We start from the raw sequence: 23,203 nt of genomic DNA on the forward strand, positions 1-23,203 counted from the left end.
TGACAGGCTTGCTTGAGTTTTATTTGTTTGGTCCTATATGATTTTTGGTGGGTGAGTTACTAAATAGTACTTAAAATACTTAAAGTGCCTTAAGTACTTAAAATTAAAATGTATGGTATAAACATTACATTCACTCATTTAAACTTGTATTGAATAAACTGATTAAAAAAACATTATCGTACTAATACTTTAAGTACTCCAAGTATTCTAAGTACTTTAGTCACTTCTTTAGAGTTACTCATTATAAATCATACAGCACCATTTGTTTTAGTCTTGTAGCAGTGACTCGTTAAATTGATAATCTTTATAATTCACTTTATAGAATACACTATATAGTGCAGGCATAAAAATCAAGGTAATTACTGTACCAAAAAGTAATCCTATCATAATTGAAGCTGCCATTGGTTCCCACATTAATCCTCCTCCCAGATACAATGGAATTAATCCCAGGGAAGTTGTAAATGTGGTCAACAAAATCGGTCTGAATCTTTGCAGGCAGGCTGCAATTACGGCATCTTGTGGCGTTCGTTTCAATTCGGCGAGCTCAATTTCTATTCTGTCAATTAGAACAATGGCATTATTAATCACAATTCCAGCAAGTGATATTACACCCAGGAAGGCCATAAAACCAAAATAGGAGCGAAGTGCAATTAAACCTATTACTACTCCAATAACTCCCAATGGAATGGTACTTACCACCATTGCTGTTTTTCTAAATGAATTGAATTGAATAACCAGTAATAACAGAATTAGAAATGCTGATAATGGCAGATATGCAATTACAGCCCCCATATTTTCAGCAGTGTTTTTACTATCACCACCAAGTTCGTAATCGTAACCCATTGGCCAGGTTTTTATATCTTCATCCAACCACGGTAGTACCTCATTCATAATTTCAGATGCATTTCCGTCTTCTGTGATTTCGCTCGAAACATTAATGCTTCGAATCAAATCGAGGCGTTTAATTTTTGCATATTGCCATTGTGGAATAATGCTGGCTACCTGAGAAAGAGGAACACTTCTTCCTGAACTTTGCGAGAAAACATTCATGGTTTCTATCTTCTCATAGCTTTGATTTTGACTTGAGAACCCTCTTAATAGTATCGGAATATTTTTATCATCCTCGCGATATTCACCAGTTTGAAAACCATCCAATACAGTTTTTAACGAAGTAGCGATGTCCTGATTGGTAATGCCTGCAATTTGTGCATTGTTCTGATCGATATTGATCACAAATTTTTTGGTTTTTGGGCCCCAGTCATCCTTAACGTTTTTGGTTCCTTGTATTTGTGATAATTTTGATTTGATCTTTTCCGAAAGGTCAGCCAATATATCTGGGTTGTTTCCTTTTACTTTTATCTCAATAGGTGTACCACCACCTCCTGAACCCAAAGCTGAGACTTTCACATCGGCATTTGGAAAATGTTTAAAACTGAATTCATCTAATCGACGAATCATTTCTGCATTTTCTTCAAAGGAGCTGGTATTTACAAGGATGTGAGCATAGCTTGAGTTTGCTTCATCCTGAGAATATCCCAAGTCATATGATTCCGGTCCTTGTCCAATAAAGGATGACCAGTCTATGATTCCCTTTTCTCTCTCATCATTTACTTGTAATTCATCTGCAATGTGTTTTTCGATTGCTTTTACCACCTTTTCGGTTTGTTCAATTTTGGTTCCCAGTGGCAGGTTAATGTCAACGGTAATCATATTTCTATCACTATCAGGGAAGAAAATAAATGGCACCAAACTAAATCCTTTCAAGGATAGGAAGAATAGCAAAACAATTCCGCCAATTACAATGCCTTTGCGATTTAAAGCTGATAAAATGATGGATTTGTAATATACTTTTAATGTATCGAAAATTCGATCCATGAAGTTTGGTTTAGCTTCTTCTTTTGGTTTTACTTTTAAGAAGTAGAAACACAACATGGTAATAATGGTAAGAGATACGATCCAGGAAGATATTAAGGCCAATGTGATAACCACGAAAATTGGTCCCATAATATCGCCCATGGTTGATTCTGCCAAATAGAATGATAGGAAGGCAACAGAGGTGGTTAAGGTTGAAATTAACAAAGGAATAATTAACTCGGAGCAAGATGAAACTGCAGCATCCTTCACAGTCATTCCTTTCTCCATTTTAACCATTATCGATTCTGATACAACAATGGCGTTATCAACCATCATTCCCAGTGCCATGATTAAGGCAGCTAATGTAACCTGGTTCAATCCCATGTTTATAAGTCCCATTAACATTAGTGTCATGATGGTTACAATAGGAATCAAGCTGGAAATAATCAAACCTGTTCTCAATCCCAGGAAGATTAGCATTACTATCAGTACAATTACGATAGATTGAACCAAATTGCCAATAAAATTATTGATACTTTTATCCACATAGTGATCTAAAGAAGTTAAACGTTGAACATTTAAACCAATTGGTAATCGTTCATTCCAATCGGCTAAAACCTTATCTACGTCTTCACCCAACTTAATAATATTAGCACCATCCATTAAAGAGATGGAAAGTGAAATTGCTGGTTTGCCATTTACATGAACAATGGTACTGGCAGGCTCAACATATGCTTTACGAATGCTGGTAATGTCTCTTAATTGTACCACTTGACTTCCATCACCTATTGGTATAAGTGTGTTTTCAATACTTTCCAAAGATTCATAGTTACCTGTTGGTTCAAGTACTATTCTTTCCGATTCAAGGTTAATTTCTCCTCCAGAATCCAAAATATTGGTAGATGCAATAATACTTTGAAGTTTAGAAGAGCTTAATCCATATTCTTTCAATTGTGATTCGTCAAACTCAATAAAAACTCTTTCATCTTGTACACCTCCCAGTTCAACTTTGGCTGCGTCTTCAAGCTTAATTAAGACATCTTTTAGATCATCGGCTGCCTCTTTCATTTCTACATAGGAGTACCCATCACTTATTAAACCTACCATAATACCATACACCACTCCAACGTCATCATCATTAAGGCTTGGATTTACATTCTGAGGTAATTCTTTAAGACTATTTATTTTTCTTCTAAGCTTATCCCAAATTGCCTGAAGTTCTTCGGGAGCAACTTCATCTTTAAGACTTACTGTTACTACAGATAATCCAGTTCTGGATGTACTTTTTATCTCTTTCACTTCAGGGATTTCTTGCGCTTTCTTTTCTATTTTGTCGGTAACCAAGAGTTCAACCCTTTCTGGTCCAGCTCCAGGAAATGAAGAAACAACAGTTGCCACTCTAACTGTGTATGGAGGCATACTATCTCTTGGTAAAGTTTCGTATAAGGCCAAGCCCAAAATCACCACCACGGCAAGCAGAGTAAAGGTTATTCGGCTTTTTTCAATAGCAAATTTTGTAAGATTCATAATTGCTTTGTTTGGAGGTGAATACTATTTTAAACTAACTTTCTGTCCGTCAAGAAGTGTTTGTAAACCAGCAGTAGCAACAATCTGACCTGCTTTTAACCCACTCTCTACTTCAAATCCAACGGGTGAAAGTACGCCTACTTTAAAATGTTGTTTTTTAATAACTCCAACACTCTCGCTTTCTTTCTCTATAACGAAAACAAAGTTGCCTTTGCTGTCTTCACCCACTGCCGAAATCGGAACAATTAAGCTTTCACCATTATTTGTTTCTGCAAATTTAAATTTGATATGTGCTGCCATTCCTGACTTTACTTTAGAAGTTTCGCCTAATAATTTTATTCTTACCGGATAGGTAGCTGATCCCTCGCTAATGGATGGAGATACCTCATTTACTACACCTTGATATTCTTTACCTTGTAGAGCAGGAAATGTTGCTGATACTTTCATGCCCTTTTGTACACTGTTGATTACGTTTTCAGGCAAACCAAGACTTACCTCCATAAAACTACCAGCGTTCAAAACTGCAATAATTTGTCCTGCACTTACATTCTCATTGTTCTCTACATTTTTAGCAGCAATAACCCCATTTGAAGGAGAGTAGATAATTCCATAACCAACTTGTTTCTGCTGAATTTCTACACTTCGTTTTGAGGATTCATAGTTTGCTTTAGCCGAAGCGTAAGAGGATTTTGCATTTTCATAATCACTTAATGAAGCACTTCCTTTCTCAAACAAGGTTCTTGTTCTATCCAATGTTGAGGTTGCTGTATTCAGATTAGCTTTAGAACTACTTAGTGCTGATATTGCTTGTTCCAAAGATAATTGAGCTTCTGAATTATCGATTCTTGCCAATAAATCATCTTTTTTTACCAATTGACCATTGGCAATGTTTAAAACCGTTAAAATGCCAGATGTTCTAAAACTTAAATTGATTTCTTTATCAGATCTTGCAGTTCCATTGAATGATCGTACTTGTCCAATTCCTGAATAACTAACTTCTTGATATTTTACTGGGCGATATCGTTCTTGTTTTTGCTTTTTGTTGCTATTGCCACAAGATCCAAATGTAAATAAGAATAAGCCTAACGCTAGAATGTATAATGGTTTCATAATTGTGCTGGTTTAATTATTGGTTAAAAGATAGGTTTGAAGATTTTGAATGAAGGTTTGATTTTCTTCATCTGGATTTAGGAAAAAATAATAGGATAGTATTCTTTCCATTTGTAACAGACTTAAATAAAAGTTGTAACCCGCACTTGCTTGTTGCTGTTGTGCTTGAAAGTATGCTTGTTGGGCATCAATTAAACTTGTAATTCCGATAGCTCCATTGGAGTAAGAAATTTGCATAAGTTCCAAACTCTCTTTTGCTGTTTTAGTGGTAAGTTTTGATAATTCGATATTGGTATATAAATTCAATATGGTATACACAATATCATTTACATTTTTCTTAATAAGTGTTTCTGTATTTTCTTTCTGAATATTTAATTGTTGCTGTTGAATTAAAAACTTTTGTCTGTTTAAACTTCTTTGATTTTGATTAAAAATAGGCAGGCTTAATTGTACACCAACATTATAATATCCATCGGGAGCTCCCACAATACCTGTTGGATATCTACTTCCTTTTCCATCTCTTGAAAAAGTATAATTGTATCCTCCTTGCAAGGCAATGCTTGGAATGAATTTACTTCTTTGATATAGTTTTGCACTTCTCTCTGATGCTTCAATATTAAACTGTAAAGATTTCAGTTCATGAGCATTTTCAATAGCAACTGTCTCCAAATATTTTAAAAGTTTACTTCTTAAAATTGGGTCATCAATCAGTGCGATTAAACCCTTGTAATTAAATTGATCTTCTGTATTCTCATCTACCAAAGAGTGTTTGATGTCAATTTTGTAGTTGATGGGATTATTTAGAAGTTGATTGATGGCATGCATTGCTTGAATAAAGTTGGTGTAAGCATTAACGATATTTTGAGTTGCGAGTGCCAATTCACTTTTCCAACGCAGAACATCACCTTTTCCGGTTTGTCCAGCCGAGTAATTTTGTTTTGCAATTTCAAAATTCTTTCTGGTTACCCTTAGGTTTTCATCATTAATTAGGTAATTGGCCTTTGCAATTAATGCATTGTAAAAAGTAATACCAGCATCTAATATTGCATCCTTTTCTACGGCGTTATAGTTCTCCTGGCTGGCAGCTGCTAGTGTTTTCTGAATTTTGATATTTCCGCTGGCTTGTTCCGAAAATAGCAGTTGTTCAATATTAACATTACCACTTGTGGTAAACTCGGGATTCGATCCGTTTGAAACCTTGGCTAAATCAGGATCAATGTGCGAACCAGTTACCGATGTTGTAAGGTTTGGCAGATATTGACTGTTTGCCAATTTTATCTCTTGTTTAGCCAAATTGATATCAAACTTACTAGCCTTTAAACTTAAATTCTTTTCAAGAAGCTGATAAACAAAATCATCTAGGTAATACTTCTTTTTGTAAGAGAGCTTATTGGCATTTCCAATAATATTTGTTTTAATTAAAAAACTGTATTTCAGTGGAAAATTAATTTTAAAAGATGTTTCGATGTTTAAAAGAAGTTTGGTTTCAACATCCAGGTAAATCGGTAAATCCGATAAATCACTTCCCAATACTGCAGCTTCAATGTTTAGAGCAATTCTCCTAAAAAATTGATCTAACTCATTTATAGGTTGTGTATTAAGGAGTACTCCTAGTGAAGAAAATTCTTCATCTAATGAAGTGAAGGATGGCAAGTTTCGATTGTTAATCATATCAATCATTCTTTGTCTTTCCTCCTTAGAGAAATATAGGCCTCCGGAAATATATACAGCATCAATATCTTCAAGCTGGCTGTCTAACTCATCAGCAGATGATATTGAGATAAGTTTGTACTCCGATTTGATCTCGCCAAGAATTTTGTCTAATGTTTCTTTTACAGGGTAGATTTCGGTTAAATACTCATCTAAAATAATCCCAACTTTCTTGTAGGGATACATTTCTTTGAATTCGGATAAATCTTCTTTGTAAGATTTTGGAGTTAAAATATAGGTCAAATTCTTAACCTGAGAAGTGTTTTGTCCTTCAGGAAACTCTATAAAATCATCATTAATAACACCAAATAAAATAACTGGTTTCGGAAATGTTTTGTTTTGAGCAATCACAAAATTGTTAAGGGAACCAAAGGATAATATCAAATCAACATCATCGGAGTTTACTACAGTTTGATAGTTTTCTTTTGCCTTTTCCTGGCTTAGTTGGTTCATTAAAAAATATTTCTCCTTAAATACAATTGTAGCTTCCTGAGATACAACAGATTTAATTTCAGCTTTCAACCGATTTAAGATGGAGTCTGTTTCGTGAATATAATCATCACCCAAAATGGCAACCGAGTATTCCTTGGTATTTTGAGCATTTATCCACGATGCATTCAATAAAATAAATGATAGCAGGATGAGTTGTTTCATGTGGTTTTCTCTTAAATAATAAAAATCAGATTAAAAGATATTAAAAAACATCGAGAAAACTTAGTTGTTTCTCTTATTGTTGCATTAAATTATGTTGTTGAAATTGAATTGATTTAATGTAAAACCATTATTTTTTAAATTATTTTTTTACCTTTGAACTGTACAAATGATTTACAAACTATGAATAGAGTTCACACAAACCGATTTTTTTTCTTTTTTAGCATATAGTGCTGAAGAGGTTTTGTGTGATATAAAATATTAACTGAGCCTTTTTTGAAAGGCTCTTTTTTTTACGATATAATGAGAACCATATTTTCCTTTAGCTTCTTTTTTAGCTTTTTCTTTTTTGGAGACGAGAAGGACAGGATTCTTATGGTTTAAATTACAAATGCATTAAAAGAGAGTCCTGATTATTCAGGACTTTTTTTTTGAAAAATATCTAATAAAACCAAAATAAAATGGACAAGAGAAGAATTGTTATTCAAGGAGTGGAAGGTTGTTTCCATCACATTGCGGCAAATGCATATTATGGTGAGGATGTAGAAATTATTCCAGCTGAAAATTTTGCCAAGCTTGTTGACCTTGTTAATGATGAAAGTGTTTGCGATGCAGGAATAATGGCCATTGAGAATTCAATAGCTGGAAGTATTTTGCAAAATTATGGATTGTTACAAGATTCAGGTCTTGTTGTGGAGGGAGAGATCTTTTTACGAGTTAAGCAAAACTTGATGGCATTGCCGGGACAGAAAATTGAGGATTTAAAAGAGGTTCATTCTCATCCAATGGCTATCAATCAGTGTAGAGCATTTTTTCGTCAATATCCACACATCAGATTGGTAGAGATGGAAGATACAGCATTAAGTGCTAAAAATATTCGTGATAAAGAACTACATGGGGTAGGTGCAATTGCTGGTGATTTACCTGCTAAGCTTTACGATTTAGAGATCTTGGAAGAGGAAATTGAAAGTATCAAGAATAACCAAACTCGATTTTTCTTGCTAAAACGACAAAATGATGTTGGTGTTAATGGAGGATTTACAAAGGCTTCGTTATACTTTAGTACGAGTCATGAGCCTGGTAGTTTGTCGTATATTTTAGATTGTATTGCTCAAGAGGGTATTAACCTTTCTAAAATCCAATCTCATCCAATTCCTGGAGAGAATTGGCAGTATTTCTTTCATGTTGATTTAGAATTTAAAGCTCCTATGCAATTTAAAAATGCCATGAATATGATTTCACAGAAGGTAAGGGGTATGCAAATTTTAGGGACTTACAATAAGGGTATTGAGATTCGCTAAAATCAATTAATTGAATCAAATATCTTATCAATCTGCTTGGCAAGCAAAATGTCTTTTTCTGTAATCCTTCGCTTAGAATGAGTTGTTAATGTTACTCTGACATTTTTGTATTTATACAATTTAATGTCAGGGTGATGATCAACTTTTTCCGCATCTTCGGCAATAAGATTGATAAATTTAATGGCATGGGTAAAATTAGATAATACGTAATTTTTAATCAACTTACTATCTATTTCACTCCAACCTTGGTCCAATAAAATATTCATGATTTTCTGCTTTTGATATATAAAGTTAAGGAAAGAAAATCGTAATGTAAATAAAAAGGATTGCAGTAAGCAATCCTTTATTTAACTAATTAATTTCAGATGAGCAAAAAAGGCTTACAGAGCAATTTCTCTATCCAGTTCTTCTCCCATAATTTTTGCTCCACTATACAAAACAGATCTTTCTTCAGCTTCCATGTAAACATCAAATGGTAAAGAAATGTTGTAAGCTGTTTGTACAAGTATTGAAATATCATCTTTGGAACCTAATTGGTTTCTCCAATTAATTTCGGTTTCATCCAATAAATAGGCATAAACAGGCCCGGTGAAATAAGCAAAGCAATCAACATACGATTTATTTTCCCATAAGCATTCAAGTTTCGACTGTAAGAATGATTTAAACTCTGGTTTCGATCGGCAGATTTTTTGAGCGGTATATTCAGCCATACCTTCGTGAATTTCAAATCTGTTCTCACATCCATCACAATCAGAATATAAAGCCCTGCGATATTTTCTAAAGCAAATAGCATCGATGATAGCCTGCTTTCGATCTTCTCCTTCGCTATGCAATGCATAATCTAGAGCCTTCCATTCAAGTTTTAACCATACTCTTGCTTCCATTTCTTCCATATGACTGTTGTTATATGGCAAAGGTTTTAGGTCTATTTGTGGTTGTAAACAATGGAAGGCTTCATGTAAGATGATACACTGTTGTTCAACTTTGCTTTCAGGCAAAGGAAGAGGAATAACAGCCCAATTGCGTTTGTCTATCTTTTGTGGACCTTTTTTCACTTTTACAAAATCAGGAAGTTTTCCTATGTAAATGCTATTTTTTTCTTCCAGATTTAATTTTGAGCTATTCTTATTCGAGTACACTAGTTCATTCTCTTCATCAATAAAGAGAATTGGAACATCCAGGCTATGTCCCCATAGCAATCCATTATCTTTTGAGCAAAGTTCTTGGGTTTCATCAAGAACTGCTTTGATAATTTCAGGAGAATAATTTTGATTATTTGCTTTTGTATTCACAACGAAAATCATCAAAAAAATGACTCCAATGGTTAAAATTCTTTTGATCTTCATTTTAAGTTTGGTTAATAGGTTCGATAGAATAGCATCAGTATTTGTACCACTTTGGTTAATGATCAGTAAGTCAAGCTATAATGACTTCTTGAGGTGTGGATGGAAGTGGGGATGATGTTACATTTCGTACAGTAAGTGTTCGTATTTGTGCAGACTTTACAATCATTTAACCATGTTTGATCGAATTGGAACTAATAAGAGAATTCTGTATCTTAAATATTAATACCTATACAAATTGCTATGATATGATTTATAATCAATCATTTTGGGCAAACATTAAAATTGAATTGAATGAATGAGTATCTTGAAATATTAATGTTCTTAATTGGTTTTCTGATTATTGCAGTTGGAGCAAATAGAATATCACTGTATTTCCCAAAAATTAAGTTACCCATAATTACTGGTCTTTTATTTATAGGAATGTTATCTGGCCCTTATGTATTGAATCTTTTGCCTAAAACTTCAATTGAGAAACTGGGGTTCATAAATGAAATATCATTGGCGTTCATTGCTTTTGCCGCAGGAGCCGAATTATTTCTGAAAGAGTTAAAAGGAAGAATGAGAAGTATTAAATGGATGACCTTTGGACAACTCGTATTTACTTTTGGGATTAGTGTCTCTTTTGTTCTGTTAGTTTCTGAGAGAATTCAATTCTTATCGGAAATGTCATTTGAATATAAGTTGGCAGTTGCCTTGCTAATTGGGACTGTATTCGTTACTAGATCACCAGTTTCGGCCATTGCTGTAATTAATGAAATGCGTGCAAAAGGCCCTTTTACACAAATGGCAATTGGTGTAACAGTTATTAAGGATGTATTAGTAATTGTTCTTTTTACCATTTGTTTTGCTGTTGCAAACGCATTGATATCAAAAATACCATTCGATTTTTGGTTAGTGATCATTTTGTTTGGCGAGTTGTGTTTATCTGTATTTTTGGGTTTTGTATTAGGAAATTTATTAAATCTAATATTAGCCATTCGCATATACACGCAGCTTAAGGCTTTTGTTATTGTGCTTACCGGATACAGTGTGTATCTTTTCGCAAGTTTGGTTCACCATCAAAGTTTAGAATGGTTTGGATTCGAATTATATATTGAACCACTACTGATCTGTATTCTTGGAAGTTTTGTTGTCGTTAATTTTGGTAAAAACCGAAGAGAGTTTAATCGTATCATCGAATTGGTTGTTCCATCTATTTATGTATTGTTCTATACATTAACCGGGGCATCAGTAAAAATTGATATTTTACATGATGTGTGGTCCATTGCCTTGATATTTTTTGTTGTCCGGTTAATCAGTATGGCGATTGGAGCATTTATAGGTGGTACTTTGGGTGGTGATCCTGTGCGTTACAATAGAATTTCCTGGATGCCATTTGTAACTCAGGCTGGGGTTGCCATTGGTTTAGTTTCAGTAGTGTCGGCAAAATATCCAACTTGGGGACCAGAGTTTGCTACAATCCTTTTAGCTGTAATTGTATTAAACGAGATATTTGGACCTCCATTATTTAAATGGTCTATTCTTTTGGTTGGTGAAAGTCATAAACAAAGAGAACTACAGCATGAAAATAAAGTACAAAAAGCACTTATTTTTGGATTGGAAGGTCAATCGCTGGCATTGGCACGACAGTTAGCTGATAATGATTGGAAAGTAAAATTGATAACTCGAAATGAAGCTAAGGCAAAATTAGAATATCAAGGAGTAAATGTAGTGCACGTTCCTGAATATAATTTGAGAGAATTGAAGAAGATTAAAGCACATAAGGCAGATGCTTTGGTTCTTTTAAATAAAGATAATGACAATTTAACAGTTTGTGAATTGGCTTATGAGCACTTTGGCACCAGAGATATTGTGGTTAGAGTTCATGAGAGAAGTTTTATCAAGAAATTTCATGAATTAGGAGCTCTGATTGTTGAACCATCTACTGTGATGGTGAGCCTTATGGATCATTTGGTTCGTTCACCAATTGCTACCTCATTATTGCTTGGTATGGAAGAAAATCAGGATACTGTTGACATAGAAATGCAAAATCCAGAATTACATGGAATTGCAATTCGCGATCTGCAAATTCCAACGGATTTGATTATATTGGCTACCAAAAGAAATCAGAATACTCTAATTTCTACAGGATTCACAAGGTTACGTTTAGGAGATGTTTTGACAGTAGTTGGCTCAATTGATAGTATTGATAAATTGAGACTTAAGTTGGAGAATGCAGAAATGCCAGATTTTAAGAAAATAAGATTTGCAGGGAAAAAGATTTCTTTTAAACGGAAGCCAATACAACCAGATACAGATTTACCAGGTTAAAAATACAGTTGTCCAAAAGGCCAAAGGAACTACAGTATTCCAGATTACTTCCTCTCGATGTCGTGCTCTTTGAAGTCTTTCATTTTCAACTTGTAATCGTAAGTAATCTAATTGTTGCTGGTTATGAATATAAGCCCGTTCCTTTTCTTTTTGGATATTTTCGAGATAAATAATTGCCTCTCTGCTTTTGGAAGGGTTGGAGTTGATAACAGCAATTAGGTCTTGTTCTGATTCAATTAATCGGTTCAGATGGTAGTAAGCCATTCCTCTTTGCAGTTTCACTTGGTTCATATATGGTTTTTTAGCCAATACATGATCGAAATCCAATACTGCTTTTTTATAGTTTTTTAATTGCATGTATGCATATCCTCTATCTTGAAAAATAGTAGGATAATAAGGCATAATATTAATGGCAGTGTCGAGGTAGGGGATTGCCTTATCATACTTGCCTTCCAGGATGAGCATTCTACCTTTGTCATGATATTGCATGTAGCGTTCTACATTTTGCGATTGGGCAAAAAATGAGAATAGTATGCTTAAGGTTAAAATTATTGATGTTTTCATGAACGTTTTATTGTTTAATTGATTTTATATTTTAACGTTAAACATGCAACATAAATTGTACCAAAATGCATAAAAAACCCTTCGGTTTTTCGAAGGGTTTATCTGTTACTAAATAATTAATTATGACTTTTTACAACACTCTTTTTTACAATTAGCATCGCATTTTTTATTTGCGTTTGCTTCTTTAGTACATGATTTTTTACATTTTGAGTCACATTTTTTTGCACTAGCTTCTTTTTTAGAACACTCTTTTTTGTCTTTGCAACATGCTTTCTTCTTAGAGCATTCTTTTTTAGAACAGTCTTTTTTCTTTGAACAGCAAGCTTTTTTATCAGCTTTAGCTTCTTTCTTTACTTTCTTTTTATCTTGTTCCTGATCCTGATCTACATCTTGAGTAAGTACAACTTCGTTATCAGTAGAAATGCTAATTGGTTGAACTGCGATACTTACCGCGCTAATTGCGAAAACAAATAATAGGCTCAATAATAATTTTTTCATTGTTTTAAATTTAAAATGTTAATTAATCCGTTTTGATTTTATTGAATTGTATTATAAAGAACGTAAAAGATCTTTTTGTCTGCTGTTAATGAATTGTTAAAGAAATTTAATTTTTTAAAAATTAAACTACCTTTGAATTGATTAATAGACCCATTATTAAAGGAATACAGAAGGTGTTAAATGATAAAAAAAGTTCAAAAATTAATAAACAGGTTAGGTAATTATAGAATTCAGATATTTCTCGGAATATCAGTAGTAGTTCTCATTACGCTTCTCTTGATACAAATAAGGTGGATAGGTAGAGCTCGCGATTTGAACGAAGAACAATTTAACCATAGGGTAGGTATGGCTTTGCATGAATCAGTTGACGAGTTTATGAAGGACCGAGAGAGATGTGAAGCTATGAGTGCTTGTATGAGTAAATCGAGATTTGATGCCAATGATAGTGCAAAATTAGAAAGCGAAGTAGAACGATTGGATTCGATCATTAAGCAACAATTTCAAAATTACCAAATTCAATCAGCATACACCATTGAGGTATTAACTTCCGCTGATGAGCAGCCAAGAAGTAAGTGTTTCTACTATAGTTTGCGTAAGGCATTAAGCCATGATAAGGCGGTTCTGAATGTTTACTTTAATAAAAGAGAGCAGAGTTTAATGGATAGTATGGGCAGCATGTTTGTATTATCAGTAATTCTGATATTAATACTATTTGTATTTTTTGGATTGACGGTTTTCTCATTTCTTAAAGACAAGAAAATTTTAGGCAGAACAACAGACCTTATAAATAATATTGCTCACGAATTTAAAACACCTATGGCAACCATTGCCTTGGCTGGAAAAATGCTTGGGCGTGAGAAGGTCCATTCTCAACCAAATCAGGTAATTCATTATGCCAATATGATTACTTCTGAAAATGATAGGCTCAAGAAGCAAGTCGATCAGCTTTTAAAATTGTCATGTATTGATAGAGGTGAGTTACATTTAAATTCAAATCAATTTAATGTACATGAACTACTAAAAGAATGTGTCGATTCTATATCGGTTAGATTATCAGAACGAAAGGGAGAATTAATTATAAACAAATCTGCTGTAAATGATTTAATTATAGCAGATAGGGAGTTAATTCAAAATGTGTTTTTAAACCTTTTAGATAATGCTATCAAGTATTCTTCAGGTAAACCTGAATTGAAATTAGAAACCAAAAACAATAATGGAAGTTTACTTGTTTTGGTATCCGATAAAGGAGTCGGAATGAGTAAAGAGGAACAAAAACATGTATTCGATAGATATTATCGAGCTCCAACGGGTGACCGTCATGATGTTAAAGGCTTTGGAATTGGCTTGTCATATTCTCGAATGATAATTGATGCTCATAAAGGTTCGATAAATGTTTGGAGTAAGAAAAATTATGGTAGTACCTTTACTGTTTCAATACCACAATCTTAAAAATTTATGTCTACACTTACAACAAAAAATATATTACTGGTTGAAGATGATCCTAATCTTGGGGAGGTCTTAAACGCTTTTCTTGAAATGGAAGGTTTCACCGTTAGCTTGGCTCGAGATGGGGAAGAAGGCTATGAAAAGTTTTCCAAATCAAAATATAACATTTGCCTTTTGGATGTTATGCTGCCTAAAATGGATGGGTTTTCATTAGGCAAGATGATTAGAAAAAAAGATAAGGACATTCCTATTATTTTTCTCACGGCAAAATCTTTAAAGGAAGATAAATTGAAAGGATTTGATTTAGGAGGAGATGATTACATAACCAAACCATTTGATGAGGATGAATTGATTAGAAGAATCAATGCAATATTAAAAAGAACAGCTTCAGTTCAGGATATCTCTGAATTATCTTTTAAACTTGGTAAGTTTGAGTACAATCATGTAAATCTTACTCTAAGAATTGATGAGCATGAATCTCGAATAACGCAAAAAGAAGGAGAGGTTCTGTACATGTTGCTTCAATCAAAAAATAATGTTGTTCGACGTGAGGATATCCTTGTAAAGGTTTGGGGAGAAAATGATTACTTCATGGGAAGAAGTTTGGATGTGTTTATTACGAAACTGAGAAAGCATCTTAAACCAGATCCACAGGTGAAAATCGAAAATGTTCATGGCGTGGGATTTATCCTATCTGATGATAATTAATTTAACTTCTAGGGCAGACTTAAATCTGAAAAGTTGTAATTTTGAGTTTTAAAATTCAAAACTAGTATTGGTATGAGCATACCTGAAAAAATAGAAGAAATTAAAAAATCAATACCGGAGAATGTAACCTTAGTAGCGGTTTCTAAAACAAAGCCCAATGAAGCAATAATGGAAGCTTACAATGGTGGTTATAGAATTTTCGGAGAAAATAAACCTCAAGAGTTAACCAGAAAATTTAACGAATTGCCAAAAGATATAATTTGGCACATGATTGGTCATTTGCAAACCAATAAGGTTAAATATATTGCTCCATTTGTTAGCTTAATTCATGCAGTAGACAGTTTAAAGTTGTTGAAAGAGATTAACAAACAAGCCTTAAAAAACAATCGTGTGATTGATTGTTTATTGCAGTTTCATATAGCCGATGAGGATACAAAATTTGGGTTGGATTTGAGCGATGCAAGGCAAATTATTAATTCGGAAGAATATCAGAATATGCAAAATGTGCGCATTGTAGGTGTTATGGGAATGGCTACCTACACTGATGATGAAAATCAGGTTCGTTCGGAATTTAGCAACTTGAAATCTATTTACAGCGAACTTAAATCGAAGTTCTTTTCTGCAGAGGAGAGTTTTAAAGAAATTTCCATGGGAATGTCCGGAGATTATAAACTGGCTATTGAAGAGGGAAGCACAATGATTCGTGTTGGAAGCACTATTTTTGGAGCTAGAGATTATTCAAATAAATAACATTTGCCACAAAGTCCTTCGTTGATGAATCGAAATTATTTATTTAAATGATTATATTTGTTCGTTAACGATTGAAATTCAATAAAATCAAAATACTATGATAAATCTTGAAACCACTTATATGGGATTGCCTTTAAAGAATCCTGTAATTGTTAGTAGTTCTGGTTTAACCAATTCGGTAAGAAAGATTAAGATTATCGAAGAAAAGGGAGCTGGTGCTGTTGTATTAAAATCTTTATTTGAAGAGCAAATCACTAACGAAGCCCGCCATCTTATTAGTAAAGATCCTACAAATGTTGGATATCCTGAAGCTGAGGACTATATCCAAAATTACATCAAGGGTAACTCGGTTTCAAATTATTTGACATTAATTAAGGAGGCAAAAGAAGCAGTTTCGATTCCTATTATTGCTAGTATTAACTGTGTATCGTCATCGGATTGGACTCACTTTGCAAAAGAGATCGAAAAAGCTGGTGCTGATGCTATTGAGCTGAATGCGTTTATTGTTCCAAACGATAGAAACATGAGTGCTACCGCGTATGAACAACTTTATTACGATATTTTTAACGCTGTCAAGAAAGAAGTGAATATTCCTATTTCAATGAAATTGGGTATTTATTTTACAAACTTGTTTTCTGTAACAAACCGATTAAATGCTGATGGAGCTGATTCTGTTGTTTTGTTTAATAGATTCTACGAACCAGACATTGATATTGAAGATTTGAAGATTACTAGTGCTGAAGTGTTAAGTAATGCAAGTGATATTCGAAGATCTTTACGTTGGGTAGGAATGTTATCTGATAAAATAAAAGGTATTGATATTTCTGCTTCAACAGGTATTCACAGTGGTGAGGCTGCGATCAAGCAATTGTTGGCAGGAGCAAAAACAGTTCAAATTTGTTCTACAGTTTATGAACATGGATTTGATCAGGTAACCAAAATTTTGGAAGAAATTTCGGCTTGGATGACGAAAAAAGAATTCAAATCAATTGACGAATTCAGAGGTAAATTAAGCTATGGAAACATTCCTGATTCTGCACTTTACGAAAGAGCACAATTCATGAAATACTTTTCGAATAATGAAAAAGATGTAATGATCTAATATAAAAAGGCTGAATCATTTGATTCAGCCTTTCTTTTTAAAATTGATCGAGAATGTGAATACATTCATGAATCATTCCTTTAATTTCTTCAGGTGCACTTGGAATTGCATCCTTTAATTTATCTTGTTCTTCAACTCTTTTATCCGCTTCAATTTTTTCATTGAAGTTTTCGATTACTGTAAAGGCTTCAAATGCAGTTTCAAAATCAGATTTGATCAATAAATCGGTAAACACACTTACATGTTTGGTAAAATCAATGCTTGATTGCCAACATATACCAGTTAATTCCTTCTGAATTGATTTGTATTTTTCATTAAGAATTGCGTCAATTAAAATTAAATCCACTTTTTTGTCCTTAATGTCGGCTAAAAACTTCCAAATAGTACTTTTAACCTCTTCATCCTTATTTTTTACCAATAAATCAAACAGAATAACAATATCTTCTAATTGTCCTTCTTCTCTTAATTGATTAATCGATTTTGTAACAGTTTTAGAATCAGAAGACTGAAGTTCTGATACTAATTTATCGTGTAATGCTTTTTTTGCTTTATCCGTCATTTTGTTTCCATTTGTATTTTGCAAAATTAATAAAATAAGCGATGATTAGTAGAGTTTGATAAAAATTACCTTACTTAACAATAACTAAACTTATTTCTTGTATCAGTATGGTGTTTATTGGTTTTAAAAGTCATAGAGGTTCATTTTTACAAGAGAAAAAACTGTATTTAATTGAGACTATAAATTTAAACTCGTTATTGCATTTTTATAGAAAGTGTAAGTCTTTATTGGAATATTTTAAATATGATGGAATTGTTTTAAATCTAGAAAATGTTGAACTTCATGAGGTATTTTTTAGTGGGCAAAAATATAGAGTGGTAGTTAGTAAAGATGACTTTCTGCCACCAATTCAATTTCAGCTTCTAAATTCCAATTTTGAGGTGCTATTTGATAATAAGGTCGGTGGATACAATAAAGAAACAATTTTGAACTGGATGAGTTACAAGCCTTAATTGTCTCAATGAAGTTTGTACATGAAAATGAAGAATTCGAAAAAAATATAAATGGTTTTGTTGTCGTACTTTTTGGATTTGAAATGTAGTAATAAGATCCTAGAAAGGCTCCTTAATTAGGAGCCTTTCTTCTATAACTTTTCTTTTAAATATTTTCCTGTATAGGATTGTTTGCATTTAGCTGCATCTTCAGGAGTGCCCTCAAAAACAATTTTTCCTCCATTGTTTCCTCCTTCTGGACCAAGATCAATTAACCAATCAGCACTCTTAATAATCTCCATATTGTGCTCAATAATAATCAAAGTATGTCCTCTTGCAATTAGAGCATTAAATGCATCCATCAATTTATGGATATCATGAAAATGCAGTCCTGTTGTTGGTTCATCGAAAATGAAAAGACAAGGTTCTGCTTTTTCTTTGGCAAGGAATGAAGCCAATTTTACCCTTTGGCTTTCTCCGCCACTTAATGTGCTTGATGATTGACCTAATTTAACGTATCCTAGACCAACATCAACTAACGGCTTTAGACGTTGTGCTATTTTTTTCTCGATATTTCCTTTTGAAGCACTAAAAAATTCAGTAGCTTCATTTACGGTCATTTCCAACACATCGTGGATGTTCTTTCCATTGTATAGAATGTCTAAAATATCATCTTTAAACCTTCTACCTTTACAGCTTTCACATTGCAGATATATGTCAGCCATAAACTGCATCTCAACCTTTATAATACCTTCTCCCTGACACTCATCACATCTTCCACCATCAATGTTAAAAGAGAAGTGTGAAGCTTTAAAACCGGCATATTGCGAAGCTTTTTGGTCGGCAAATAGTTTTCTGATTTCATCATATGCCTTCAAATATGTAACAGGATTCGATCGTGAAGACTTACCAATTGGATTTTGATCGACAAACTCTATGTTTTTCACCAATTGCAAATCACCTTGAAGTAAATCAAAATGACCGCTCTTATCGGAGTAACCTCCGTAGTGTTTTTTAAGAGCCGGGTACAAAATTGTTTTCACCAATGATGATTTACCAGAACCACTTACCCCTGTAATCACAGACATTACATTAAGTGGAAATTTGATATTAAGGCCTTTTAAGTTATTTTCTCTCGCACCAATAATTTCAATGTAATTATTCCATTTTTTTCTGTTCGAAGGAACCGGAATATTTCTTTCTTGCGAGATGTATTGTGATGTTAAACTTTCGTTTGATTTTTTTAAGGCATTCAGGTCACCTTGGAAAACAACTTCACCGCCAAGTCTACCAGCATGTGGGCCAATATCAATCACATGATCTGCAGCCAGAATAATGTCTTCATCGTGTTCAACCACAATAACTGTATTTCCTAAATCGCGGAGTTGTTTTAGAACTTTAATCAATAAATCGGTATCTCGCGAGTGAAGACCAATGCTTGGCTCATCAAGAATGTAGAGCGATCCTACAAGACTACTTCCCAATGATGTTGCCAAATTGATTCTCTGTGACTCTCCACCGGATAAGCTACTGGAAAGACGATTTAGGGTAAGATATCCCAAACCTACATCGGAGAGAAATTGAAGTCGGTTTCTGATATCTACCAAAAGCCTTTTTGCAATTTTTTCATCGGTTTTGCTTAATTCTAAACTCTGAAAGAAGCTATTTAGTTCCGTGATTGGCATTAGCACCAAATCCTGAATATTTTTCCCATTAATTTTAATGTAGCCAGCTTCTTTTTTTAATCGAGTACCTCTACAATCGGGACAAGTGGTTTTACCTCTATATCTCGATAACATTACACGATATTGAATTTTATATTGCTTAGATTCCAGATATTTGAAAAATGCATTCAATCCTTTAAAGTGTTTGTTTCCGGTCCACAATAGAAGCTTTTGTTCCTCACTCAATTCAAAATATGGTCGGTGAATTGGGAAATCAAATTTATCAGCAGCATAAATCAATTGATTTTTCCATTCTTGCATTTTTTCTCCTTTCCAACAAACAACTGCATCATCGTAAATACTCACCGTTTTGTTAGGAATTACAAGGTCTTCATCAATCCCAATTACTTTTCCAAAACCTTCACATTTTGGACAAGCACCAACTGGGTTGTTAAAACTAAAAGTATGAACATTAGGATCTTCAAATTCTATTCCGTCAGCTTCAAATCGATTCGAAAAAGAGTAGGTTTTTCCTTCAATCATGACCAGGCATTCACCTTTTCCTTCGTAAAACGCAGTCTGTAACGAATCGGCTATTCTATTCTGTGTATCTTCATCAGAAGAGACACGAATTCTATCGATGACAATATGAATTGGTTTGTCTGCAGGAATGATTTCAGGAGCTTCTAAGGCATCGAAAATTTTGTGAATTTTACCATCAATTTCAATGCGCGAAAATCCTTGCTTCGAAAGTACTTCCAGCTGTTCTTTTTTGCTTCTGTCACCATTTAGCATTTCTGCTAAAATCATAACTGGCAAATCCTCTTTTTGCTTCAGAATAAACTTTACAGCATCGCTAACTGTATGGCGTTTTACTAAAGTATTTGAAATTGGTGAATATGTTTTACCAATTCTTGCAAAAAGTAATTTTAAATAATCGTAAATTTCAGTAGATGTTCCAACCGTGGATCTAGGATTCCTAGTGTTCACTTTTTGCTCAATAGCAATTGCTGGTGGAATTCCTTTTATAAAATCTACCTCAGGTTTATCTATTCTCCCAAGAAACTGACGTGCGTAAGCTGATAAACTTTCCACATATCTTCTTTGGCCTTCGGCGTACAAAGTATCAAATGCAAGTGATGACTTTCCCGATCCTGAAAGTCCTGTAATCACAATCAATTGATTCCGAGGAATCTTTAAGTCAATGTTCTTTAGATTGTGAACTCTTGCACCTTTTATATGAATAAAATCTTCTGAAAATTTCTCTGCCATCTGTCTTTAATCTGCTTCTATGAGGAGTTGAATTTATATCATGAAAACGAATTTCCAAAGTTATTTAACTTCTAAAGATTTTCAAATCTCAGGAAAAATTAGTTTATTGCAAACTGTTACCAATTTATAAACCCCAAAAAAGGAGATACTGCTTATAGAAAAACTTTTACGCTGTTTAAAAAATAAATAGTTGTGAATTTGAGACAAAATAATCCTACCGATTATGATCTCGTGAAGCAGTATATGGATGGTAACCATGAATGCATTGATAAATTAATCAATCGTCATAAGGATAGAATTTATACCTATATCTATCTGATCGTAAAAAATCATCAGCTTACCGAGGACATTTTTCAGGACACTTTTATAAAAGTGATCCGATCGCTGCGTTTAGGCAAATATCAAGACAATGGTAAATTTCTAGCTTGGGTTTTGCGCATTGCGCACAATTTAATCATTGATCATTTCAGACGAGAGAAACAAAGTAATACCTTCTCGAAGGACGATTATGAATTGGATATATTTAATTCCAATAAGTATTGTGAAGGCAATTGCGAAGATGATTTAATTCGTGATCAAATACATGATGACATAAGAGAGTTGGTTCAAGAGCTGCCCGAGGATCAAAGAGAAGTTGTAATTCTTAGACACTATAAAGGATTAAGTTTTAAGGATATTGCTGAACAAACCGATGTTAGTATTAATACTGCATTGGGTAGAATGCGATATGCATTAATTAATATGAGAAAGATTATCGAAGAGAGAAATATGACTTTAACTTTTCATTAGTTTTTTATTTGATTTTAGTAGGCCGGAAATATTTTCCGGCTTTTTTCGTTTTTGGAATACTAAATGAAAATCATAGGCGTTTTAGAATAAAATAAATTAGCCAATTATGCCTATGAATGAAATTTACGCTTTGTTACAACATGATGTTTTATTTTCACCTGAAGAGATGCTTACTTTACTTGAAAGAATTTCAGATTTAAACCTGTTTGATTCATCAGATTTATACAATTTGCTCGATGAATTTAAAGTGAAAGCATCAGGAGAATTAGTAGAACGTATAAAAACATTTAATCGATCAACGGTTAATGTTGACCTTAAACTAACCGATATAAGGGAGTTGATGTTGAATTAAAAAAAATCGGAACGATAATCGTTCCGATTTTTTTTGTGGGTCTTGTTTTGGTAATTCTTAAAATAATTGTAAATTGATATCAAAACAATATCAAAAAGATTCAAATATGAAACAAGAACAAAGTTTTACGGCCATTTCGGGTTTTGCAATGTTATTTGTATGTCTTCTTCTTCTGGCAGGAGGAATTTTGGGTACTGTATTTTTACGTAACCCCATTTTTATGTTACTCATCTTCGTATTGATGATCTGTCTGCCGGGATTTACTGTCGTTAATCCAAATCAATCTGCTGTGTTGGTTCTTTTTGGAGCTTATAAGGGAACGATTTTAAATAATGGATTTTTCTGGGTAAATCCATTGTTTGTAAAAAAGAAGATATCTTTGCGTGCAAGAAATCTCGATAGCGATCCGCTTAAGGTAAATGATAAAATAGGTAATCCTATTATGATCGGAGTTGTATTGGTCTGGAGAGTTAAGGATACTTATAAGGCTGCTTTTGATGTGAACAATTACGAAAATTTTGTTTCCATTCAATCTGAAGCGGCAATTCGACATATGGCAGGTGTATATCCTTACGATAACTTTGAAGATGAGAAGGCTGAAATAACTTTAAGATCTGGGGGAAATGAAGTAAGTGAATTGTTGGAGCAAGAGTTAACGGAACGATTGGCAATTGCTGGAATTGAGGTTATGGAGGCGAGAATCAATTATTTGGCTTATGCTTCCGAAATTGCAGGGGCCATGTTAAGAAGACAGCAAGCCACGGCAGTGGTAGCAGCACGATTTAAAATTGTTGAAGGAGCTGTAAGTATGGTGGAAATGGCATTGGAAGAACTTGCTGATAAAGATATAGTAGATTTGGATGAAGATAAAAAAGCTACCATGGTAAGTAATTTAATGGTTGTGCTTTGTTCAGATAAAGATGCAACGCCAGTATTAAACACTGGTAGCTTGTATCAATAATAAATAAAATATGACTAAAAAGAAATCATTTGTTCTGCGTTTGAGTCCGGAGATGTTTAAGAAGTTGGAGAAATGGGCCGTTGATGATTTTCGCAGCACTAACGGTCAAATAGAATGGATTTTAAATAAAGCTCTTAAAGAAGCAGGTCGGTTGAAAGATGAAAAAAAGAGTGATGACCACTCTGAGTAAATAGTTAATTCAGTTATGCAAAGACCATCTAATATTAGGTGGTCTTTTTGTATTTGTATCCATTTAAGAATATTATTTTAAATTAAACAAAAAGTGCTTGCTCAAATT

General features: G+C 33.5%; 19 protein-coding genes. 10 read left to right on the forward strand and 9 right to left on the reverse strand.

The features are described 5' to 3' along the window. Nucleotides 1-267: 267 nt before the first annotated feature. From M0051_RS17175 to M0051_RS17185, 3 genes are read right to left on the reverse strand one after another with little or no spacing between them, the layout of a single operon-like run. Complete coding sequence (locus M0051_RS17175; RefSeq protein ID WP_306742769.1) at nucleotides 268-3,381, reverse strand: efflux RND transporter permease subunit; 3,114 nt, start codon at nucleotides 3,379-3,381, stop codon at nucleotides 268-270. Nucleotides 3,382-3,405: 24 nt separating this feature from the next. Continuing rightward, nucleotides 3,406-4,491 carry an efflux RND transporter periplasmic adaptor subunit gene (locus M0051_RS17180; RefSeq protein ID WP_306742770.1) on the reverse strand — a complete coding sequence of 362 codons (1,086 nt, stop codon included), beginning with the start codon at nucleotides 4,489-4,491 and terminating at the stop codon, nucleotides 3,406-3,408. A gap of 12 nt (nucleotides 4,492-4,503) precedes the next feature. Further along, the gene (locus M0051_RS17185; RefSeq protein ID WP_306742771.1) at nucleotides 4,504-6,855 is read right to left on the reverse strand and encodes a TolC family protein; all 2,352 of its coding nucleotides are present in this window, start codon (nucleotides 6,853-6,855) and stop codon (nucleotides 4,504-4,506) included. 458 nt (nucleotides 6,856-7,313) lie between these two features. On the opposite strand from M0051_RS17185, the gene M0051_RS17190 reads away from it, so the two are divergent. Beyond that, nucleotides 7,314-8,153 carry a prephenate dehydratase gene (locus tag M0051_RS17190; RefSeq protein WP_306742772.1) on the forward strand — a complete coding sequence of 280 codons (840 nt, stop codon included), beginning with the start codon at nucleotides 7,314-7,316 and terminating at the stop codon, nucleotides 8,151-8,153. 2 nt (nucleotides 8,154-8,155) lie between these two features. Here M0051_RS17190 and M0051_RS17195 read toward each other — a convergent pair whose 3' ends face one another. Continuing rightward, nucleotides 8,156-8,419 carry a 4a-hydroxytetrahydrobiopterin dehydratase gene (locus M0051_RS17195; protein WP_306742773.1) on the reverse strand — a complete coding sequence of 88 codons (264 nt, stop codon included), beginning with the start codon at nucleotides 8,417-8,419 and terminating at the stop codon, nucleotides 8,156-8,158. Between the two features lie 114 nt (nucleotides 8,420-8,533). Further along, the gene (locus tag M0051_RS17200; RefSeq protein WP_306742774.1) at nucleotides 8,534-9,499 is read right to left on the reverse strand and encodes a hypothetical protein; all 966 of its coding nucleotides are present in this window, start codon (nucleotides 9,497-9,499) and stop codon (nucleotides 8,534-8,536) included. Between the two features lie 291 nt (nucleotides 9,500-9,790). Here M0051_RS17200 and M0051_RS17205 point away from each other — a divergent pair, with 291 nt between their 5' ends. Further along, the gene (locus M0051_RS17205) at nucleotides 9,791-11,809 is read left to right on the forward strand and encodes a monovalent cation:proton antiporter family protein (RefSeq protein ID WP_306742775.1); all 2,019 of its coding nucleotides are present in this window, start codon (nucleotides 9,791-9,793) and stop codon (nucleotides 11,807-11,809) included. Here M0051_RS17205 and M0051_RS17210 read toward each other — a convergent pair. After that, complete coding sequence (locus M0051_RS17210; protein WP_306742776.1) at nucleotides 11,798-12,373, reverse strand: hypothetical protein; 576 nt, start codon at nucleotides 12,371-12,373, stop codon at nucleotides 11,798-11,800. The genes M0051_RS17205 and M0051_RS17210 overlap by 12 nt on opposite strands. 120 nt (nucleotides 12,374-12,493) lie before the next feature. After that, complete coding sequence (locus M0051_RS17215; protein ID WP_306742778.1) at nucleotides 12,494-12,871, reverse strand: hypothetical protein; 378 nt, start codon at nucleotides 12,869-12,871, stop codon at nucleotides 12,494-12,496. Between the two features lie 180 nt (nucleotides 12,872-13,051). On the opposite strand from M0051_RS17215, the gene M0051_RS17220 reads away from it, so the two are divergent. From M0051_RS17220 to M0051_RS17235, 4 genes are all read left to right on the forward strand, one after another. Continuing rightward, nucleotides 13,052-14,320: a sensor histidine kinase KdpD gene (locus M0051_RS17220; protein WP_306742780.1), complete on the forward strand. Its 1,269-nt coding sequence runs from the start codon at nucleotides 13,052-13,054 to the stop codon at nucleotides 14,318-14,320. 6 nt (nucleotides 14,321-14,326) lie between these two features. Next, nucleotides 14,327-15,025, forward strand: a complete 699-nt coding sequence (locus M0051_RS17225; protein ID WP_306742781.1) for a response regulator transcription factor — start codon at nucleotides 14,327-14,329, stop codon at nucleotides 15,023-15,025. A 72-nt stretch (nucleotides 15,026-15,097) separates the two neighbouring features. Beyond that, complete coding sequence (locus tag M0051_RS17230; protein WP_306742782.1) at nucleotides 15,098-15,775, forward strand: YggS family pyridoxal phosphate-dependent enzyme; 678 nt, start codon at nucleotides 15,098-15,100, stop codon at nucleotides 15,773-15,775. Nucleotides 15,776-15,872: 97 nt separating this feature from the next. Beyond that, the gene (locus tag M0051_RS17235) at nucleotides 15,873-16,877 is read left to right on the forward strand and encodes a dihydroorotate dehydrogenase-like protein (RefSeq protein ID WP_306742783.1); all 1,005 of its coding nucleotides are present in this window, start codon (nucleotides 15,873-15,875) and stop codon (nucleotides 16,875-16,877) included. Between the two features lie 37 nt (nucleotides 16,878-16,914). Here M0051_RS17235 and M0051_RS17240 read toward each other — a convergent pair whose 3' ends face one another. Both M0051_RS17240 and uvrA read right to left on the reverse strand, forming a co-directional pair. After that, nucleotides 16,915-17,436: a hypothetical protein gene (locus tag M0051_RS17240; RefSeq protein WP_306742784.1), complete on the reverse strand. Its 522-nt coding sequence runs from the start codon at nucleotides 17,434-17,436 to the stop codon at nucleotides 16,915-16,917. Nucleotides 17,437-18,019: 583 nt separating this feature from the next. Next, entirely contained in the window at nucleotides 18,020-20,803 is a 2,784-nt protein-coding gene (gene uvrA / locus M0051_RS17245) for an excinuclease ABC subunit UvrA (RefSeq protein ID WP_306742785.1), read from the reverse strand. A gap of 192 nt (nucleotides 20,804-20,995) precedes the next feature. On the opposite strand from uvrA, the gene M0051_RS17250 reads away from it, so the two are divergent. The 4 genes from M0051_RS17250 (at nucleotide 20,996) to M0051_RS17265 (ending at nucleotide 23,095) form a co-directional block, all read left to right on the forward strand. Then, nucleotides 20,996-21,592, forward strand: a complete 597-nt coding sequence (locus M0051_RS17250; RefSeq protein WP_306742786.1) for an RNA polymerase sigma factor — start codon at nucleotides 20,996-20,998, stop codon at nucleotides 21,590-21,592. Between the two features lie 106 nt (nucleotides 21,593-21,698). Next, nucleotides 21,699-21,944 (forward strand): hypothetical protein, encoded by a 246-nt coding sequence (locus tag M0051_RS17255; protein WP_306742787.1) that lies wholly within the window; start codon nucleotides 21,699-21,701, stop codon nucleotides 21,942-21,944. 106 nt (nucleotides 21,945-22,050) lie between these two features. Next, on the forward strand, nucleotides 22,051-22,905 hold the full coding sequence (locus M0051_RS17260) for an SPFH domain-containing protein (protein ID WP_306742788.1): 855 nt from the start codon (nucleotides 22,051-22,053) through the stop codon (nucleotides 22,903-22,905). A gap of 10 nt (nucleotides 22,906-22,915) precedes the next feature. Then, nucleotides 22,916-23,095, forward strand: a complete 180-nt coding sequence (locus M0051_RS17265; RefSeq protein ID WP_306742789.1) for an Arc family DNA-binding protein — start codon at nucleotides 22,916-22,918, stop codon at nucleotides 23,093-23,095. Nucleotides 23,096-23,203: the final 108 nt, after the last annotated feature.

Origin of the sequence: Marinifilum sp. D714 (assembly GCF_030851345.1) — a bacterium.
Lineage (GTDB): Bacteria > Bacteroidota > Bacteroidia > Bacteroidales > Marinifilaceae > Marinifilum.